This is a genomic window from Deltaproteobacteria bacterium, from assembly GCA_009930495.1.
In the GTDB taxonomy this organism is placed as follows: Bacteria; Desulfobacterota; Desulfovibrionia; order Desulfovibrionales; family Desulfomicrobiaceae; genus Desulfomicrobium.
Genome location: RZYB01000478.1, coordinates 1 through 1,044, shown reverse-complemented (window position 1 = coordinate 1,044; position 1,044 = coordinate 1). Strand labels below are relative to the sequence as shown.

Annotated in this window: 1 protein-coding gene; it reads right to left on the bottom strand. The window is 56.9% G+C overall.

The features are described 5' to 3' along the window. On the bottom strand, window positions 1-654 hold a 654-nt coding region (locus tag EOL86_15605; GenBank protein ID NCD26996.1), incomplete at its 3' end, for a hypothetical protein. Window positions 655-1,044: the final 390 nt, after the last annotated feature.

The window sequence follows — 1,044 nt, the reverse complement described above, 5'->3', positions numbered from 1 at the left end:
GTACCGGGCGTCCACGGTAATGTCGTTGAGGTTGTTCAGGCCCGAGAAGATGCCGGCCTTGCTGAATTTGGAGACCCCGGTCAGAAAGGCGAAGCGGACATGGGCGTCATTGTCCTTGATAATGGAATAGAAATCCTTGAGCACCTCGCGGATGGCCAGAGCTTCCTCTTTGTCTTCAATGCGGTCTAGAATGGGCTTGTCGTATTCGTCAACCAAGATGACCACGCGCTGGCCCGTGGTCTGCGAGGCGACATGTATAAGTTCGCGGAAGCGGTTACGGATTTCTGTATCCGGAATCGGGATATCCCACAGCGTTTCGTATCCTGCTAATTGAAAGGCCAAACTTGACTGGACATCGCGCACCGAGCCCAATACTCCGCCCGCGAAACTAAAACGCAGCACCGGGTGGCGTACGCGCCAGTCCCAGCGCGTTTCCGCCTCGAGGCCGGTGAACAGGTCTCGATTACCTTCGAACAATTCCTTGAGCGTATCCAGGAAAAGGCTTTTGCCGAAACGCCGGGGACGGGACAGGAAATAGTGTGAGCCTTCCTCGACCAAACGGCAGGCGAAGCCGGTTTTGTCCACATAGTAGCAGTTGTCTTCGCGGATTGTGCGAAAGGTCTGAATCCCGATGGGAAGCTTTTTCTTGGTCATGGCGTGTCCTTGGATGCGGAGGAGATGCCGAGCGTGGGCAAAGGCTCACACGGACATCGCGTTGAAGTCAAGGACGTCCATCAGCGGCGCGGGAGAAACATCCTCCCGCGCCGCATTTTTGTGCAATCCGATCAGATAAAGACGACCTCGATACTTTCGACATCGGTCACGCCGATGAGGGTCAGAGTGCAGGGGCGGCCTACTGCGTTGGGGCCGAAATCGGCGCTGAGCTGATTGTTGGCCTCGTCCACGGTGACGGTGATGGGCCCGGTTCCGCCAGCCGCGATATCAATGACCACCCGGTCCTCCTCGGCGATGAAATCCTCGAAGGAAAGCGTGCAGTCGGTTGATGCGCCCAGGGCCAATTCAAGGTCGAAATGGAGCACGTCT